General features: G+C 68.3%; 17 protein-coding genes. 5 read left to right on the top strand and 12 right to left on the bottom strand.

The genetic code is table 11. The annotated features are described in order from the left end of the window. Nucleotide 1: 1 nt before the first annotated feature. On the bottom strand, nucleotides 2-658 hold the full coding sequence (locus A5747_RS11010; RefSeq protein ID WP_076123987.1) for a TetR/AcrR family transcriptional regulator: 657 nt from the start codon (nucleotides 656-658) through the stop codon (nucleotides 2-4). 101 nt (nucleotides 659-759) lie between these two features. Here A5747_RS11010 and A5747_RS11005 point away from each other — a divergent pair, with 101 nt between their 5' ends. After that, complete coding sequence (locus tag A5747_RS11005; protein WP_076123952.1) at nucleotides 760-1,182, top strand: hypothetical protein; 423 nt, start codon at nucleotides 760-762, stop codon at nucleotides 1,180-1,182. A gap of 12 nt (nucleotides 1,183-1,194) precedes the next feature. On the opposite strand, the gene htpX is transcribed toward A5747_RS11005, so the two are convergent. Beyond that, the gene (gene htpX / locus A5747_RS11000; RefSeq protein WP_076123950.1) at nucleotides 1,195-2,049 is read right to left on the bottom strand and encodes a zinc metalloprotease HtpX; all 855 of its coding nucleotides are present in this window, start codon (nucleotides 2,047-2,049) and stop codon (nucleotides 1,195-1,197) included. Nucleotides 2,050-2,130: 81 nt separating this feature from the next. Continuing rightward, a complete protein-coding gene (gene grcC1, locus A5747_RS10995; protein WP_076123948.1) occupies nucleotides 2,131-3,138 on the bottom strand; it encodes a nonaprenyl/(2E,6E)-farnesyl/geranylgeranyl diphosphat synthase in 1,008 nt (335 codons plus the stop codon). A gap of 47 nt (nucleotides 3,139-3,185) precedes the next feature. On the opposite strand from grcC1, the gene menJ reads away from it, so the two are divergent. Genes menJ through A5747_RS10980 form a run of 3 tightly spaced genes read left to right on the top strand, consistent with a single transcriptional unit; the run spans nucleotide 3,186 to nucleotide 5,570 of the window. Then, on the top strand, nucleotides 3,186-4,412 hold the full coding sequence (menJ, locus tag A5747_RS10990; protein ID WP_076123945.1) for a menaquinone reductase: 1,227 nt from the start codon (nucleotides 3,186-3,188) through the stop codon (nucleotides 4,410-4,412). A gap of 57 nt (nucleotides 4,413-4,469) precedes the next feature. Next, nucleotides 4,470-5,141 (top strand): class I SAM-dependent methyltransferase, encoded by a 672-nt coding sequence (locus A5747_RS10985; protein WP_076123943.1) that lies wholly within the window; start codon nucleotides 4,470-4,472, stop codon nucleotides 5,139-5,141. Nucleotides 5,142-5,183: 42 nt separating this feature from the next. After that, the gene (locus tag A5747_RS10980; protein WP_076060878.1) at nucleotides 5,184-5,570 is read left to right on the top strand and encodes a DUF732 domain-containing protein; all 387 of its coding nucleotides are present in this window, start codon (nucleotides 5,184-5,186) and stop codon (nucleotides 5,568-5,570) included. A gap of 7 nt (nucleotides 5,571-5,577) precedes the next feature. Here A5747_RS10980 and A5747_RS10975 read toward each other — a convergent pair whose 3' ends face one another. Genes A5747_RS10975 through A5747_RS10965 form a run of 3 tightly spaced genes read right to left on the bottom strand, consistent with a single transcriptional unit; the run spans nucleotide 5,578 to nucleotide 8,734 of the window. Beyond that, entirely contained in the window at nucleotides 5,578-6,270 is a 693-nt protein-coding gene (locus A5747_RS10975; protein ID WP_076123941.1) for a demethylmenaquinone methyltransferase, read from the bottom strand. Nucleotides 6,271-6,288: 18 nt separating this feature from the next. Beyond that, a complete protein-coding gene (locus tag A5747_RS10970; protein WP_076123939.1) occupies nucleotides 6,289-7,593 on the bottom strand; it encodes a DUF1214 domain-containing protein in 1,305 nt (434 codons plus the stop codon). Next, the gene (locus A5747_RS10965; protein WP_076123937.1) at nucleotides 7,583-8,734 is read right to left on the bottom strand and encodes a sulfotransferase; all 1,152 of its coding nucleotides are present in this window, start codon (nucleotides 8,732-8,734) and stop codon (nucleotides 7,583-7,585) included. Before A5747_RS10965 ends, A5747_RS10970 begins: the two co-directional genes overlap by 11 nt. A gap of 84 nt (nucleotides 8,735-8,818) precedes the next feature. On the opposite strand from A5747_RS10965, the gene A5747_RS10960 reads away from it, so the two are divergent. After that, a complete protein-coding gene (locus tag A5747_RS10960) occupies nucleotides 8,819-9,286 on the top strand; it encodes a MarR family winged helix-turn-helix transcriptional regulator (protein WP_076123935.1) in 468 nt (155 codons plus the stop codon). 12 nt (nucleotides 9,287-9,298) lie between these two features. On the opposite strand, the gene A5747_RS10955 is transcribed toward A5747_RS10960, so the two are convergent. From A5747_RS10955 to A5747_RS10930, 6 genes are all read right to left on the bottom strand, one after another. Further along, the gene (locus A5747_RS10955; protein WP_076123984.1) at nucleotides 9,299-10,453 is read right to left on the bottom strand and encodes a glycosyltransferase family 1 protein; all 1,155 of its coding nucleotides are present in this window, start codon (nucleotides 10,451-10,453) and stop codon (nucleotides 9,299-9,301) included. A 77-nt stretch (nucleotides 10,454-10,530) separates the two neighbouring features. Next, a complete protein-coding gene (locus A5747_RS10950; RefSeq protein ID WP_076123933.1) occupies nucleotides 10,531-11,058 on the bottom strand; it encodes a DUF3592 domain-containing protein in 528 nt (175 codons plus the stop codon). An 8-nt stretch (nucleotides 11,059-11,066) separates the two neighbouring features. Further along, nucleotides 11,067-12,701: a 2-succinyl-5-enolpyruvyl-6-hydroxy-3-cyclohexene-1-carboxylic-acid synthase gene (gene menD / locus A5747_RS10945; protein ID WP_076123931.1), complete on the bottom strand. Its 1,635-nt coding sequence runs from the start codon at nucleotides 12,699-12,701 to the stop codon at nucleotides 11,067-11,069. 34 nt (nucleotides 12,702-12,735) lie between these two features. Beyond that, the gene (locus A5747_RS10940; RefSeq protein WP_076123982.1) at nucleotides 12,736-13,524 is read right to left on the bottom strand and encodes an alpha/beta fold hydrolase; all 789 of its coding nucleotides are present in this window, start codon (nucleotides 13,522-13,524) and stop codon (nucleotides 12,736-12,738) included. Next, the gene (locus tag A5747_RS10935; RefSeq protein WP_076123929.1) at nucleotides 13,521-14,492 is read right to left on the bottom strand and encodes an o-succinylbenzoate synthase; all 972 of its coding nucleotides are present in this window, start codon (nucleotides 14,490-14,492) and stop codon (nucleotides 13,521-13,523) included. Before A5747_RS10935 ends, A5747_RS10940 begins: the two co-directional genes overlap by 4 nt. After that, entirely contained in the window at nucleotides 14,489-16,105 is a 1,617-nt protein-coding gene (locus A5747_RS10930; protein WP_076123927.1) for an amidohydrolase, read from the bottom strand. Before A5747_RS10930 ends, A5747_RS10935 begins: the two co-directional genes overlap by 4 nt. Nucleotides 16,106-16,186: the final 81 nt, after the last annotated feature.

Below are 16,186 nucleotides of genomic sequence, written 5' to 3'. Positions count from 1 at the left end.
TCTACGACGCGCGCGCTTTGATCGCGGCGGCCAGGGAACGTTCGGCGCGCCGGCGGGTATCACCGAGACCCACCATCAAGTTGATCGCCATCGGGACCATCACGTCTTGTAATCCTGGGGGGTCGATAAATCCGGTCATCGCTAGAAGCACGAATCCGTGTGTGGCACTCAAGATCTGGGTCGCCACGGGGGTAGCCTCTTGCGGTCGGATTCGGCCGGTTTCAATGACCCGCTCGACGGCGCTGACCAGCACCGACAATGCGTCGACTCCTTCGGCGAGATCCCAGGGTGTGGCGACACCCTCAGGGAGTTTGTCGACTCCAAGGTCGGTGAGACCGAACAACAACCGGTACATCTGCGGGTTTTGGAGTGCGAACTCGCCGTAGGCAAGTCCGCCGGCGAGGAGATCAGCCATCGGGTCGTCGGTGGGGGACACCCCGCGAGTGTGCTCGGCGAAGCGCGCAAGGCCTTCACGCATCATCGCTTCGATCAGCTTGGGCATTCCCCCAAAGTGCGTGTACACCGCCATTGTGGACGTGCCGATCTCGCCAGCTAGCGTGCGTGCTTGAATCGCCGCCGGTCCGTCTCTCTCGAGGACGACCAAAGCGGCGGCGACCAGACGGTCCTGGGTGCTCAACGCGGCGTCGACCGAACGCATCATTGACATGATGCCATAACGGCCGTTATGTTCGTGACAGGGAATAACAATTGTTATGGCGACGCGGCGGACTGATCACCGCACTCACCCGGAGGACGCACATGGCCACGAAAACATCCATATATCGACGGCTGATCGCCGGCATCGGCGGCGCCTCGTTAATCGTCGCGGTGTTTTTACCCTGGGCCGGCCTTCAGGGCGTCTACCGCACCGGTTGGGAGCTCAACGCAGTAGCCGCCGCGTTGTTCGTAGCCGCCGGCGTGCTCGGGATCGCCACGGCGATCACCGGCGGACAATATGGGGCGGGCCGCCCTGATCTATCGCTTATCGCCGCAACCGACCTGCTGAACACCACCTCAATGTTGCTGCTCGCCTGGCTGATTCCCTTTGACTTCCCTGAACACGCGACGCGGCAGCCCGGCGTCTTTATCGCGCTGATCTCGGCAGCCGCGATCGCCTTTGCCGTCGCCGACTACCGCCCTCTTCGTGGAGCGCCCTGGTTTCCGCGACTCAACACCAGATAAACTCACGCGCTATCAGCCCCGCGCCATCGCTTCCAGCCGGCGGATGCGGTCCTCGATCGGCGGGTGCGTGGAGAACAGCGACCCGATTCGCTCGCCCGCTCGGAACGGGTTGGCGATCATCAGATGCGCCTGGCTGGCCAGCTGCGGCTCCGGCGGCAGCGGCGCCGCCTGCACACCGCCGGAGATCTTGCGCAGCGCAGACGCCAGCGCCAAGGGATCACCGGTCAGCACGGCACCCGACTCGTCGGCCTGGTATTCGCGGGAACGCGACACCGCGAGCCGCACGACCGTCGCGGCGATCGGGCCCAGCAGCGAAACCAGCAGCAGCGCAAAGGGATTCTCGCCATCCCGGTCATCGCCGCCGAAAAACATCGCTATGTAGGACAGCGCGGTGATCACCGACGCCAGGGCGCCGGCGATACACGAGATCAGGATGTCGCGGTTGTAGACGTGGGAAAGTTCATGCCCGAGCACGGCGCGCAGCTCACGCTCGCTGAGGATGCTCAAAATGCCGGTGGTACAGCACACCGCGGCGTTGCGCGGGTTGCGTCCGGTGGCGAAAGCGTTGGGGGCGTTCGTGTCGCTGATGTACAGCCTCGGCATCGGCTGGTGCGCGGAGGTGGCGAGCTCGCGCACGATCCGGTACATCGCCGGCTCCTGCAGCTCGGAGACCGGCTGCGCGTGCATCGCCCGCAGCGCCAGCTTGTCGCTGTTGAAGTAGGTGTAGGCGTTCATGCCGATCGCGAACAGGACCGCCAGCCACATCGCCGTCCTGCCGAACAGCGAGCCCACCAGCACGATCAACACGGACATACCGACCAACAGGGCGAAGGTCTTCAGCCTGTTGGCATGGGGATGCCAGGTCATCGGTGTCCTCCTCGGACCACTCTGTCTCGGACTTCACCCTATTGAACGCCCGAAACGGCGGGCGGAGTTCCGTAACCCGCGCTAGCCGTGCCGGCTGATGGTGTAGTCGACCAGCGCCTGCATCGCGTGCCGCCCCGGCACATCGGGCAAAAGGGCCAGCTCATGGTGGGCTTTCGCGGCATATTGCGCCAGGAAATCCTTCGCCTTGGCCATGCCCGGCGACGCCCGCAACAGCGTCAGGGCCTCGGTCACGGCGTCGTCATCATCGACGGGCCCGGCCAGTAGCTCGCGCAGCCGCGCCGCCTCGGGTCCGGTTTCGGCCAGCGCGTAGAGCATCGGCAGGGTGTGCACCCCTTCGCGCACATCGGTGCCCGGCAGCTTCCCCGATTCGTGGGAGTCGCTGTCGATGTCGATGATGTCGTCGGAGATCTGAAACGCGGTGCCCACCAGGCCGCCGAGCCGGCTCAGGCGCGCGACCTGATCCTCGTCCGCCCCGGAGAACATGGCGCCGAACTCGCCGGCGGCCGAAATCAGACAGGCCGTCTTCTCGTAGACCACCTTCAGGTAGTGCTCGATCGAATCCGATGCCTCGGCGACACCGCGGGTCTCGCGCATCTGGCCGGTGACCAGCTGAGCGAACGTTTCGGCGATGAGCCGCACCGCCACCGGCCCCAACCGCGAGACCAGCCGCGACGCCGTCGCGAACAGATAGTCGCCGGCCAGGATCGCGACGTTGTTGCTCCAGCGCACGTTCGCCGTCGGGGCGCCGCGGCGCACCTCCGCCTCGTCCATCACGTCGTCGTGGTAGAGCGTGGCCAGGTGCACCAGTTCGATGACCGCGCCGGCGATCGTCACCTCCGCGGCGTCCGGGTGGGGTCCGATCTGGGCGGACAGCACGGTGAAAAGCGGCCGGAACCGCTTGCCGCCGGCCTTGAACAGGTGCGTCAGTGAGTCCGTCATGATCGCGTCGGCGCTGCGGAGTTCGGTGTCCATGAGCTGCTCGATTTTCGCGACACCGTCGCGGACCGTCGCGGCGAACGCGGCGTCGCCGAAGTCCACGCCCGCCACCACCGTTGCGGGAGTCCTCACCCGACCCACCCGCTGTTCGCCGGAGTACTCACTCGACCAACATACTGGTGAGCGTGGAGACCAAGGCCGACGTGGTAGTCGTGGGCGCCGGACCCGCCGGTTCGGCCGCCGCGGCCTGGGCCGCGCGCGCCGGCCGCGACGTCCTGGTCGTCGACTCGGCCAGCTTCCCCCGCGACAAGGCCTGCGGTGACGGGCTGACCCCGCGCGCCGTCGCCGAGCTGGAACGGCTGGGCCTGGCCGACTGGCTGGATACCCGCATCAGGCATCGGGGTCTACGGATGAGCGGATTCGGCGGCGAGCTGGAAGTGGATTGGCCCGGACCGTCGTTCCCGTCGACCGGCAGCGCGGTGGCCCGCTTCGAGCTGGACGACCGAATCCGCAAGGTCGCCGAAGACGCCGGCGCGCGGATGCTGCTCGGAACCAAAGCCGTTGCCACCCACCATGACTCATCGAGACGGGTGACGTCACTGACATTGGCCGACGGCACCGAGGTGGGCTGTCGCCGGCTGATCGTCGCCGACGGGGCCCGGTCGTCGTTGGGGCGCAAACTGGGCAGGCGCTGGCATCAAGAGACGGTGTACGGCGTGGCCGCCCGCGGCTACCTGACCACCCCGCGCAGCGACGACCCCTGGCTGACGTCGCATCTGGAACTGCGCTCCCCCGACGGCGCCGTGCTGCCCGGCTACGGCTGGATTTTTCCGCTCGGCAACGGCGAGGTGAACATCGGTGTGGGAGCGTTGTCGACGTCGAAGCGCCCGGCGGATCTGGCGCTGCGGCCGCTGATTTCGTACTACACCGACCTGCGCCGCGACGAGTGGGGCTTCACCGGCCAGCCCCGCGCGGTGGCTTCGGCGCTGCTGCCGATGGGCGGTGCGGTGTCGGGGGTGGCCGGGCCGAATTGGATGCTGATCGGCGACTCCGCGGCCTGCGTCAACCCGCTCAACGGCGAAGGCATCGACTACGGCCTGGAGACCGGCCGCCTGGCCGCCGAGCTGCTGGACACCCGCGACCTGTCGCGGGTGTGGCCCTCGCTGCTGCAACACCACTACGGCCGCGGGTTCTCGGTGGCGCGCAGGCTGGCGTTGCTGCTCACCTTCCAACGCTTCCTGCCTGCCACCGGGCCGATCGCGATGCGCTCCAGCGCGCTCATGACCATCGCCGTGCGGGTGATGGCCAACCTGGTCACCGACGACGATGCCGACTGGGTGGCGCGGGTATGGCGCGGCGGGGGGCGGCTGTCGCGGCTCGTCGACCGGCGAACGCCGTTCAGCTGAAGCGTGGTTTATATCAAGTTCGTTGACATGTATCAGGGCCCTTGATATACAGGGGGCATGACTCAGCCAACAGATTTTCAGTTCGAGGCGGCATACCGCGGTGAATCCCCGTTCGGTGCAGGCGTGCGGCCGCCATGGAGCATCGACGCCCCGCAACCGGAGCTGGCCGCGCTGATCGAGCAGGGCAGGTTCCACGGCGACGTGCTCGACGTGGGCTGCGGGGAGGCGGCCATCTCGCTGGCGCTCGCCGAGCGCGGCTACAACACGGTGGGACTGGACCTGTCGCCCACCGCCGTCGATCTGGCTCGTCGCGAGGCCGAGAAGCGCGGCCTGACCAACGTCACCTTCGAGGTCGCCGACATCAGCGAATTCAGTGGATACGACGGCCGGTTCGGCACCATCGTCGACAGCACCCTGTTCCACTCCATCCCAGTGGAGGCGCGCGAGGGCTACCAGCGGTCGATCCGGCGCGCCGCCGCGCCCGGCGCCTCGTACTTCGCCCTGGTCTTCGACAAAGCGGCCGTGCCCGAGGGCCCAATCAATGCCGTCACCGCCGACGAGTTGCGCGACGCGGTGTCCAAGTACTGGGTCGTCGAAGAGATCAGGCCGGCCCGCATCCACGCGAACCTGCCCGACGGCGTTCCCGATCTGCCGTTCGCTGGATTCCGCGAAGAACCCAGCGGCCTGCGGTCCGTCGGTGCCTGGCTGTTGTCCGCGCACCGGGACTGATTTGCCAATTTCGAGCCATCGCCGAGGTGTATAGTCCTGCTAATGAGGGGTACCAAGCTGCTTGCAAGCGTCACTATGGCGGCCGCAGCCATCGCGCTGGCCGCGCCGGTGTACGCCGATCCACCGCCAACCGCGCCGTATCCGACGCCGCGGACGCCGTCGCCGCCCAGCGACTACGACGCTCCGTTCAAGAACACCGTGAACGGGTTCGGCATCTACCAGCCGCAGGACCAACTGGCGTGGCTGGGCAAGATCACCTGCGACCGAATCGGCAGGGGCGTGGACACCGACCCGTACAAGTCGGCCAACTTCATCCAGCGCAACCTGCCACGCGGCACCACCGAGGGACAGGCGTTCCAGTTCCTCGGCGCCGCGGTCGACCACTACTGCCCCGACCAGGTCGGCTTCGTACAAAGCGCCGGTCGCTAGGCCCCGGTCACCGCAGGGCCTTGTACGCGGCGTGCAAGGCCACAATGCCGCCGGTCAGGTTGCGCCACCGCACCGCTGACCAACCCGCGGCCGAAATCCGACCCGCCAGCGTCGCCTGGTCGGGCCAGGCCCTGATCGACTCCGCGAGATACACGTAGGCGTCGGGGTTGCTGGACACCGCCCGCGCCACCCGGGGCAACGCCCGCATCAGATATTCCTTGTAGGCGGTGGCGAACAGCGCATTGGTGGGCGTGGAAAATTCGCACACCACCAATCGACCGCCGGGCCGGGTGACCCGCGCCATCTCGCGCAGCGCCGCCTGCGGGTCGGCCACATTGCGCAAGCCGAAACTGATTGTGACCGCATCGAATACGTTGTCACCGAACGGCAGCCGGGTGGCGTCGCCGGCGACCTTCGGCACCTTGCGCGCGGCTCCGGCGGCAAGCATCCCGACGGAAAAATCGGCCGCCACACACCACGCCCCGGACTTGCCCAGCTCCATGGTCGACACCGCGGTGCCGGCGGCCAGGTCGAGCACCTTGTGGCCGGGCGCGATCTTCAGCGCCGAACGCGTCGCCCGACGCCAGTACCGGTCCTGGCCCAGCGACAGCACGGTATTGGTGAGGTCATACCGGCGGGCGACGCCGTCGAACATCGACGCGACGTCGCGGGGGTCCTTATCCAGCGCCGCGCGGCTCACGCCGACGACGCTACCGGGTCAATATTGTCGGTACCTTCGCTGCACGTGTTCTTGGCGCACCCTGATCTGCTCCCTGCGCTCCTCGGGAGAGACGGCGCGGGTGGTCGCGGGAAGGTGTTGACGCACGCCGGCCAGCGGTACCTTGGTCGCCGTCGCCGTCGGCAAGTCGGGCGGGGCCTTGGAGTACGTCCACCGCAGGGCCAGAAACCCGCCGCGGTGGCCGGCGGTGTCGAGCCAGTTCGGCACGCCGGGGTCGGTCCCCGCGACCACATAGCGGAAGGTCCCGTCCGGCCCCGGTTCGGACTGAAATCCGTTCAGGCTGCTCGTGTGGTTGGCGTAATCGAGCGACTCGCCCCACAGATTGGATAGATGGAAGCCCATGTACGCCGGCGCCACGGGGACGGCGACTTCGACGAGCAGCGCCTCGTCGGGCTCAAGGTCGAAGACGCCACCGGAGTAGACGTTGGTGCTCTGCCCGCCGCCCATGGCGAGGTTGGCGAGCGCCGGCTCGTTCAGGGCGTTGCGGGGCATGAGGGTGAACCCGTCGCCGTTCTTGTCGCCGTGCGCCTCCAGCACCACGTCGTAGAACTCGTTCCAGAACCTCATCTGGTTTTCGGCGATCGTGCCGACGCGACGAAGGTGCCGGGCCGCGGCGGCCGGATCGATCGGCGCCGGACGGGCGCCCTCATTGCCGATCTGCGCGATGTGCAGCTCGGGCGATGTCTCGTTTTCCCAGTCGTGAAAGAGCATGCGGGCGATGAGGAATCGCGCCGTTTGGCTGCCCTCCGCCGTGGCGGTGGCGATGAAATTCCCGGCGTGACCTGTCGGCCGCTTGGGAGCAAGCAGGATCTCGAACCGGCCGTCTTCGTCGACCGCGAGGTCGGCGGTATCCAACGATCCGGTGACGGCGCGCCCTCCCGGGGCGAGTTCGGCGAGGCTGCCGGTGTCCCCGGCGTACGCGGTGTGGGCCTCAAAGATGATGTACTGCGGCGCTTTCGGCACGAGCCGGCCGCGGACCCGGTAGCCCTTGGCGCCGTCGATCGAGGCCGAGAGGTACAGGGCGTCGGCGTTGTCGATGGTTGCCTTGTCGAGCGGTTGGATGGCGCGCCGGAAGTACGGGAATTCGGGGTCTTCGAAGAACGCGCGCTCGATCGCGCTGAACACGAAGCCCAGCAGGTAGCGGTGCCCCTCCGCCAGGCCCTGTTCGGTCAGCGGTGGCGCGTGCAGCTCGGCGGAGTCGACGGCGTCGCGTGCCCGCGTCAGGGCGTCGATCATGTCCGTCCAGGCCGCGCGGAGTTCGACCCGGGTTGATTCAGTGGACATCTGCTTCCTTTCCTTCGGTGTCCCACTGGTATTGATCGAACAGGGCGGCCAGGCGGGTGTGGATTTCGTGGGGGTCGAGGCCGAATTCCTCGAGGCTGTAGCGGTGGGTCGATTCGTGACCGGCCCCGGCGGACGCGAACGCCTTGGCGGCCACCGGACCTAGATCGAGGTCCAACTCCCGGTAGATCCGGCGCATCGTGGCCTCGGGTTGCGCGACCAGCTCGCGATAGTCGACGACGACCGAGCGAACGTCGGGGTGCCGGGCCAGGACATCAAGCGGACGCTGGTAGGTGTCGAAGGACTGGTCGGCCAGCACGCGCAGCGATTTCGCGATCAGGCGCTCGTCGCGGCCGCGCAGGCCCCACTCGGTCTTCAGCAACTTGAGCAGGCTCGGAATCGTCTCGTCGGGATTGCGCATGGGCACAATGAATCTCGCGTCGGGAAACGTCTCGATCAACGACTCGACGCGACCGCAGAAGGTGGGGTTCTTGCTCAGGTGGGTGCCGCCGCCGTTGAGGGCGATCTGTCGCCGGACGCATTCTTTGTAGAAGTCCATCGCCCGCCGCCGTTTGCGTTCGGGCCATTCGTCGACGTGGTAGAAGTCGAGCTCGCCCATGAACGGGAACATGATGATCCAGAAGCCCGAACACAGCGACCAGGTGAGAAAGAAGTCGTCCTCCTCGGGGACGAAAAAGCCCGTCTTGTGCATGTCGTCGGTCGGCGCGAACCGTCGCTCCTCGATCGCGTCAAGGCGGTGCCGCAGGCGGTTGCCGAACACCGCGGCGTCAACGACAAACAGAAGGTGCAATAACCGCTTCTCCAACAGCGACGGGAAGAACAGCTCGTACATCAAGGCATAGCTGAACTGTGGGTCGGCGGCCATCAGCCGATGCAGGTACGTTGTGCCGCTGCGGGCGTGGCCGATGCAAAACGTCGGCCCGGTCACCCGGGTGCGGCGCAGCGATCCGAACACGATCGGGTCGAGTGTGAAACACACGGCGTGGATCGCCGCGACGAGCGGAACGCCGACCAGGAATGCCAAGTAGCGCGACCAGCGCCTCGATGCCGGCGGGTCCCGGCGCAACAGCCCCAGCATCCTCCAGTAGTTGGGCCAGTCAAAGTAGAAGCGCGACCCCAGCATGAAACCTCCTCAGCGCAAGCTGATTTCGGCAGGCTATCGCCATATATTTGACTATGTCAAGTATATTTTTGATACGGTGAGGGGGTGACGTACGCGCCAAAGCGGGATTCAGTGGATTCCATCAGCGCCACGCTTTCGCGAATCGTGCGGCTCAGCGTGAGTCGCTCGGCGTTCGCCCGACAGGCGTCGGCTGCCGATACCGAGCTATCGCAACCCTCTTACATCCTGCTTCGCGTCTTGATCGACGAGGGACCTCTACCGATCGGGCGCCTGGCAACGGTGGCGCACATGGACGTCGGGATGGCCACTCGCCGGGTGCGGGCCCTGGCCGATGCGGGACTCGTTACGCGACGCGGTGATCCGGGCGACGGCCGAGTTTCGGTCATTGAAGCCACGGCGGACGGCGTGCGCGCCGCGGGATCCCTGCACGAGGTGCGCAGGGATCACCTGGCGCGGGCGCTTTCGGGCTGGTCGGCGGCCGAGCTTGCGCAGTTCGACCGGCTGCTGGCGAGGTTCCTCGAGGACACGACGAAGACGCCGATCAAAATCTAGCGGCTCGGACACTCACTCACCCTGCGCATGTCGCCGGAACGACACCCGCGCCGGCGCGTAGGGCGAAAGGACCGCCTCGTAGTGGCCGAGCAGCTCATCGCAGATGACCGGCCAGCTGCGGCCGAGCACGCTGCGCCGAGCGGCAGGCGAATAGCGGTGGCGTTCTTGGAGCAGGTGCGCCACAGCGCCGGGCAACCGCGCCTCGAACTCGTTGACTCCCAACAAAAGTCCGGTCCGCCAGGGCGCGACCAGGTCACGGGGTCCGCCGGCGTCCGGCGCGATCACCGGCAGCCCCGACGCCAGCGCTTCCTGCACGACTTGGCAGAACGTCTCATGCTCGCCGGTGTGCACGAAGACGTCCATGCTGGCATACGCTTCGGCGAGCTCCTCGCCATACAGTGCACCGGTGAAAACCGCTGTGGGCATGGCCAATTGCAGTTTGCGTTGGTCGACGCCGTCGCCGATGATGACGAGCTGCACCGACTCGTCGGTCCTCAGCGCGGCCAACCGCTCGGCGTGCTTTTCCGGCGCGAGCCGGCCGACGAACCCGACGATCGGCTTGCCCTCTGGCGACCACCGGCGCCGCAGGGCCTCGCTGCGCGCCGACGGCGCGAACCGCAGCACGTCGACCCCGCGCGCCCATCGGTGTACCCGCGGAAATCGATGGGCGACAAGAGATTCCATCGTCACGCTGGAAGGAGCCAGGGTCCGGTCTGCGAGGCTGTGCAGGTGGCGGAACCACGCCCACGCCGCGCGTGCCGTCATCGGAATGCCGTAGCTGGCCGCAAAACCGGGGACGTCGGTTTGGTACACCGCGACCGTCGGCACCCCCAGCCGCCGGGCCGCCTTCACGCCGCCGTAGCCGAGCAGCGCCGGCGACGCCAGGTGGATGACGTCGGGATTGAAACCGCGCAGCACGCTGAGCATCCGGGGCATCGGCACACCGAGCGGCAACGTGGTGACCTTTGGGAACATCCGCGACGGCACCCGATGTATCCGCACGCCGTCGTGAATCCGATCCGCCCGGGGCTGGCCCGGCGGATTGTCCGGCGCGATTACGAGCGCTTCGTGACCGGTACGGCGCAGATGCTCCAGCACGCGCAGCACCGAGTTGCTGACACCGTTGACATTGGGGAGGAATGATTCGGCGACGATTGCAACGCGCACGCCATCACAATGCCAGCATTGCCTGTCGTCAAGGTTGCCGACGGGCATACGGGGCGCGAAATCTGCTGCTTAAGGCCCTAAGACGGCGATTCGCCCGGCTTCTCGCCGCCCTTCACGCGGCCGTCCAACCGCCTGTCCAACAGCGCCAGAGCGACCAACACGGCACCGGCGGCCAGCCAGGCCACCACCGCGATGGACCCCGCCGGGATGATCGCCAGCCCGGCGTTGCGGTGCTGCACGCGGACCAGGTTCGGATCCCGCTTGTTGTATTCGACGTAAATCCGCATGCCGGTGGACAATTCCGACGGATACAACACACCCAGCTCGGGCCGATACGTAACGCGTTCGGGCGTGACGAATTCGATGGTGGATCGCCGTGGCCCGGCACTGAGCACTTCGGCCTGCGCGACGCCCATGTTGCGCTGGATGGCAATGTCGTCGCGCCAGGCACCGGCGACCAGCAGCACCGACTGCAGCGTGACCAGGCAAGCCACAATCAGCACCGCAATGCGCACCCACCGCAACACGATTCTCGGGCGGGTCTTCGGCGGTTCATCACTGCGGCCGTGAATGAGGATGCGCAACAACGTCTTCGGCGATATCACACCGATCCTCATAGGGCCGCCTTGATGGCGGCGTGCAGCTGTCGCAGGGAGGACCGGTCCGCCTTGACTTCCAGCACCCGCATACCGGCCCCGGGCTCGTCGAGGGCCCCGTTGAGCTCTTCGACCTCGATCTGCCGGCTCTCCACGTGGTAGGCGCGACACAGCGCGCCCACGTCGACATCGTGCGGCGTCCCGAAGATCCGCGACGAGACGTCGGAGAACCGCGGGTCGCCCTGCTCGAGGAGTTCGAAGATGCCGCCGCCGTTGTCGTTGGACACCACGATGGTCAGGCGCCGCGGTGTCGGCTCGGTGGGGCCGATCAACAGCCCGGAGCTGTCGTGGACGAACGTGAGGTCGCCGATGAGCGCGACGGTGCGCCCGTCATGGCGCCCCTCATGGGCCAGCGCCGCCCCGATCGCGGTCGACACCGTGCCGTCGATGCCGGCGACGCCGCGGTTGGACCGGACCTTGATGCCGTGCGTGTTCAGGCCGACCAGGGCCGCGTCGCGCACCGGGTTCGACGCCCCGAGCACCAACTGGTCGCCCGGGCGCAGCGCGTCGGAGACCGCGGCCGCGACATGCAGGCCGGTGGTCAGCGGGTGGGCCGCGAGCTGGCCCCGGACCGCGGTGACGGCGTGGCGGTGCATCTCCGCGCAGCGGTGCAGCCACGCCGGATTCGGCGTCCCGGTGGTGACCGCCCGGGTGCCGGTGGCCTGCGAGTTACCCGAGACGTCGGGCCAGCGCGGCCCGGTGGTCAGCGCGTACACCGGCACCTGCGGGTCGGCCAGCAGCGCCGACACCGGCCGGTGCAGGGTCGGACGGCCGAGCATGATCACCTGCTTGGGGCGCAGCAGCGGTAGCGCCAGCGGATGCAGCGGGTTGGCCGGCGGTGGGGCCGTCGGCTCGGCGACTGTGGGCAACTGCGCCAGCTCGGGCTGCACGCCCGCGCCGTGCCCCGCGATGACGACCGTGTCGGGTGCCAGGTCGATGTCGAGTGGCTGATCGAAACTGACCGCGGGCGTGTAGGTCCATGGTTTGCCACCGGGCCGGCCCGGCGGCGTCACCGCTTGCGGTTCCGGATCCGGCACCAACGGTTCGCGCAGCGGGATGTCGAAGTGCACGGGGCCGGCGTTGGCGGTGCGAGAACCGGTGGCGGCCACCAACACTCGGCAGGTGGCCGATCGCCAGGTGGCGTTGAATTCGGGCAGCCGCTCGGGTGCGTCCTCGGCCAGGCCCAGGCTGATCGTGGCGCGAACCTGGGTGCCGAAGTAGCCCAGCTGCTCCATCGTCTGGTTGGCCCCGGTGCCGAGCAATTCGTAGGGCCGGTTGGCCGAGAGCACGATCAGCGGCACCCGCGCGTAGTTGGCCTCCACCACCGCCGGGCCGAGGTTGGCCACGGCCGTGCCCGACGTCATCGCGACGCACACCGGCGCCTCGGCGGCGATCGCCAGACCGATGGCCAGGTAGCCGGCGGTGCGCTCGTCGATCCGGACATGCAGCCGGAGCCGGCCGGAGCGGTCGGCGTCCTGCAACGCGAACGCCAGCGGGGCATTGCGCGAGCCGGGGCACAGCACCACGTCGCGGACGCCGCCGCGGATCAGCTCGTCAACGACGACGCGGGCCTGTGTCGTCGAGGGGTTCACTCCTACAGGGTGTCACAGGGCCGCTGAACTGGCCTCAGGCCTTGTCGTCGGCGAAGAACTTCAACATCTCGGCGTTGACGACCTCCGGCCGCTCGAAGAACCCGAGGTGACCGGTGTCGGGGATCTGCACGTAGCGGCCGTTGGGTATGGCGTCGGCCACCTCGCGCCCCAGGTGCGGCGGTGTCACCAGGTCGTCGCCGAACCCGATCACCAGCACCGGCGCCGAGATGTTGCGGTAGGCGGGCAGCCGATTGGTCTGCGGGGAGATGTTCAGCTGGCAGCGCGTTCCCGGGGTTTGCTTGGCCGGCCACGTGCTGAACATCGCGATCCAATCCGCGACCGCCACGTCGTCGTTGAGGGTCTTGCGCGAAAAGCTTTCCATCAAGCGCATTTTCGCTTCATAGCCGGCGGGCAGCTTGACACCGGACTGGAAGAACTCGTTCTCGGCTTGGTGGAAGAACTCCCGGGCGCGGTCCAGGCGGCCGCGCGTCGCCATCAGCACCGCGGCGCTCACCAGATCGGGCCGGGCCACCATGAGTTCCTGGGCGATGTAGGAGCCCATCGAGACTCCGACGACGCGGGCCGGGGCGGCGCCCAGCTTTTCGATCAGGGCCGCCGTGTCGGCGACCATGGTCTGCGTCGTGAACCCTTCGGCGTTTTCGGTGGCGCCGATCCCGCGATTGTCGAAGGTGATGCAGCGATACCCCGCCGCCAGAAACGCCGGCACCTGATGCGGCAGCCAAGTGCGCCCGGCACCGCCGTGGCCTGCGATGAAGACGACGGGTTCGCCCGTCCCGCGGTCGTCGTAAGCCAGGTTGGTCACTCGGAGCACGTTACAAGCAGCGGGTGGCAGGCCTTGACCCGGTCGATCCACCACTGCCGCCGTTCCGGCGGCGCGCCCAGGGCCCGCAGCCGCGCGGGATCCGGCGTCACCGGCGCGACGGCCAGGCTCCCGTCGACGGGTGCGGCGCGCTCGGCGACGTCCTCGGCGAACAGGCCGCCGGTGCCCAGCCCGCAGGCATGCCGGAGTTGCGGCAGGGCCGCCGCGGCGGTCAAGCCATGGCTTATGCCGACCGCCGAGTCCAGCGCGCTGGAAACGACGACCGGAATGTCGATGCGCGAGGCGATGTCGAGCAGCGCCGAAACCCCGCCCAGCGGAGCGACTTTCAGCACCGCGACGTCGGCGGCGCGGGCGCGGACGACGGCCAGCGGATCGTCGGCTTTGCGGATGCTTTCGTCGGCGGCGATCGGCACGTCGATCCGCCGGCGCAGTTCGGCGAGTTCGTCGACGGTGGCGCAGGGCTGCTCGAGGTACTCGAGCGGGCCGTCGGTGGTCAGGGCGGCCGCGGCCGCAGCCGCCTGCTCGACGGTCCAGCCGCCGTTGGCGTCCACCCGCACGGTGGGGCACAGCTCCCGCACGGCGTTGACGCGCGCGACGTCGTCGGCCAGGGTCTGTCCCGGTTCGGCGACCTTCACCTTGGCCGTTCGCGCGCCCGGAAAACGCGCCAGCACCTCGCCGACCTCATCGGCGGCGACAGCCGGCACCGTGGCATTGATCGGGATCCGGTCGCGTCGCGCCGGCGGCGGGCGGCGGTAGGCGGCCTCGATGCCCGACGCCAGCCACGCGGCGGCCTCGGCGGGCCCGTACTCCACGAACGCGCCGAACTCGCCCCAGCCCGTCGGGCCCTCGATCAGCGCGACCTCGCGGGTGGTGATGCCGCGGAAACGCACCCGCATCGGCAGCGCGACCACGTGCAGGCGGTCCAGCAGGTCGTCCAGGGCGGGCTTCACCGGCGGTAGACCTGGCGGCCCGCCAGAAACGTGGCGCGCACGTCGAGCTCGGCGATCCGCTCGGGCGGCACGGCGCGGGGATCGGCCGACAACACCACCATGTCCGCGTACTTGCCGACCTCCAGTGAGCCGATCACGTCGTCCGCGAACAGCTGCCAGGCGGCATCGATGGTCTGCGCGCGGATCGCCTGCTCGACCGTCAGGCGCTCCTCGGGCGCCAGCACCCGGCCGCTGGGCGCCGTCCGGGTCGCGGCGACGCTGATGTTGCGCAGCGGCTCCTCGGGCGTGACAGGTGGGTCGTTGTGCAGCGAGATGCGCATGCCGGTGGCGACCGCGGATCCCGCTGGCATCCAACGGGATCCGCGTTCGGGTCCGAACAGGCCGTCGACGATGACGTCGCCCCAGTAGTGGATCTGGTCGACGAAGATGCTGCAGGTGACGCCGAGCGCGGCGGCGCGTTTGAGTTGTTCGGGCCGAATGGCGCCGACGTGTTCGAGCCGCAGCCGGTGGTCTGGACGGGGCCAGCGCTGCAGTGCTTTTTCGTAGACATCGAGGATGGTGTCGACGCCGTTGTCGCCGTGCACATGGCAGGCCATCTGCCAGCCCAACGGAAAGTAGGCGCCGACGATTTCGGTCAGCTGCTCGGCGGTGTAGTTGGCGCATCCGCAGGAGCCGGGCGTCACGCCGATGGTGCGCGTCGCCTCGGTGTCCAGGTAAGGGAAGGACAGGGCGATGTTGCCGACCCACGGAGAGCCGTCGACCCAGATCTTGATGCCGACCTGGCGCAGCATGTCGTCGCCCTCGCCCGGCGTCGCGGTGGTCGACATCTGCGGGTTGGAGATCTCGTAGGTGCGCAGGCGCACCGAGAGCTCGCCGCGCAGCTGCTCGACCAGCGGCCGGAAGGCGGGGTCGAACGCCATCTCCGAGCAGGTGGTCAGCCCGGCGCGGTTGAGCCGGGCGCACTCGGCGTGCAGCATCGCCGGATAGTCGCCGGGCTGGACGGCCCCGCCCAACAGGGGAAACACCGCGCCGATCTCCTCGGCGGTGCCGTCGAGTTCCCCGCCGGCATCGCGGCCGAACCGGGCGCCCTTGGGGTCCGGCGTGTCGCGGGTCAGCCCGTTGAGGCGGGCGGCTTGCGAGTTGAAGAACGCCTTGTGCCCGGAGTTGTGGATGATCACCAGTGGCCCGTCGGGCGCGATCTCGTCGAGCCAGGCCAGCGTCGGCTCCGGAAGACCGGGCTGCAGCAGCGGATCCCACCCGTTGAGGTAGGCGCCGTCCGCGCCGCGCTTTCCCACTTCGCGCCGGACCGCCGCGACCACGTCGTCGGCGCCGCGGAGGGTGACCGGGCGGATGTCGACGATGCGGTCCGACAACGCGACGGCCTCCATCAGCGGATGACCATGCGCCTCAACGAATCCCGGCATGACGCAGCCGTCGCCGACATCGATGGTCTCGGTGTCCGGACCTATCAGGCCCTCGACGTCGGACCGGGTGCCCACGGCGACGATCCGGCCATCGGTGACGGCAACGGCCTCGGCGGTGGGGCGTGCGTCGTCGACGGTCAGCACGGTTCCGGTGATGACGACGTCTGCCTTGAGATCGGCCCCAGCCATGTGCAGGAATCCTAGTGATCCCAGGGTCCGGCCGACCCGAATTGCAACACGTTCTAGTCTTGGGCCATGAGTCGCGCCGGC

The organism is Mycobacterium sp. IS-836 (genome assembly GCF_001954275.1).
Taxonomy (GTDB): domain Bacteria; phylum Actinomycetota; class Actinomycetes; order Mycobacteriales; family Mycobacteriaceae; genus Mycobacterium.
Note: the sequence above shows the minus strand (reverse complement) of the source record. Positions and strands in the feature narration are given on the sequence as shown.

Coding starts and splice junctions, on each gene's coding strand:
- A5747_RS11005 (WP_076123952.1), top strand. CDS start 760: ATGGCCACGAAAACATCCATATATCGACGGCTGATCGCCGGCATCGGC.
- A5747_RS10930 (WP_076123927.1), bottom strand. CDS start 16,105: ATGGCTGGGGCCGATCTCAAGGCAGACGTCGTCATCACCGGAACCGTG.
- A5747_RS10985 (WP_076123943.1), top strand. CDS start 4,470: ATGACTCAGCCAACAGATTTTCAGTTCGAGGCGGCATACCGCGGTGAA.
- htpX (WP_076123950.1), bottom strand. CDS start 2,049: ATGACCTGGCATCCCCATGCCAACAGGCTGAAGACCTTCGCCCTGTTG.
- A5747_RS10970 (WP_076123939.1), bottom strand. CDS start 7,593: ATGTCCACTGAATCAACCCGGGTCGAACTCCGCGCGGCCTGGACGGAC.
- A5747_RS10980 (WP_076060878.1), top strand. CDS start 5,184: ATGAGGGGTACCAAGCTGCTTGCAAGCGTCACTATGGCGGCCGCAGCC.
- A5747_RS10965 (WP_076123937.1), bottom strand. CDS start 8,734: ATGCTGGGGTCGCGCTTCTACTTTGACTGGCCCAACTACTGGAGGATG.
- A5747_RS11010 (WP_076123987.1), bottom strand. CDS start 658: ATGCGTTCGGTCGACGCCGCGTTGAGCACCCAGGACCGTCTGGTCGCC.